This is a genomic window from Kribbia dieselivorans NBRC 106261, from assembly GCF_001552435.1.
Taxonomy (GTDB): Bacteria; Actinomycetota; Actinomycetes; order Actinomycetales; family Dermatophilaceae; genus Kribbia; species Kribbia dieselivorans.
In genome coordinates, this window is sequence record NZ_BCRE01000180.1 from 1 (window position 1) to 632 (window position 632).

Sequence of the window (632 nt, forward strand, 5' to 3'; positions counted from 1 at the left end):
CTCGTGCTCGGCGCCCACCGGCCCGCGCGGTGGACCGCCGGTGGCGTCGACGTCTCGTCCGGCGCCGCCGACACGGTCATCCTCGCCGGTGACCACCTCAGCGCCGGCCTGGCCGATGTCGTGACGGCCGCCGTCGTGCGGGCCACCGCCACGGCCGTGGCCCGCAACCTCGCCAACGCCCCGAGCAACCACAAGGACCCGCAGTTCATGGTTGACCGCGCGGCGGCCGTGGCCCGCGCTCGCGGGTTGGGTATTCAGGTCCGCGACGAAGCCGCGCTGGCCGCCGAGGGTTTCGGTGGTCTCGTGGCCGTGGGCGGCGGGTCGTCGCGTCCGCCGCGACTCGTCACCCTCACCTGGACCCCCGAGTCGGTCACGAGTGAGGAGCACATCGTCCTCGTCGGCAAGGGCATCACGTTCGACAGCGGGGGTCTGAACGTCAAACCGGCCGACAGCATGGTCGCCATGCGCACCGACATGTCGGGCTCGGCGATCGTGCTCGCGACGATCGCGGCCGTGGCCGAGTTGAACCTGCCGGTTCGCGTCACCGCGTTGATGCCGTTGGCGGAGAACACGTTCGGTGAGGCCTCCTACCGCCCCGATGACGTCGTGACCCACTACGGCGGGCGCACGAG

At 71.8% G+C, this 632-nt stretch carries 1 protein-coding gene; it reads left to right on the forward strand.

From position 1 onward, the window contains the following. Nucleotides 1-632 (forward strand): M17 family metallopeptidase (locus tag KD1_RS13550; protein ID WP_217995894.1); only part of this gene is annotated, 632 nt, incomplete at both ends.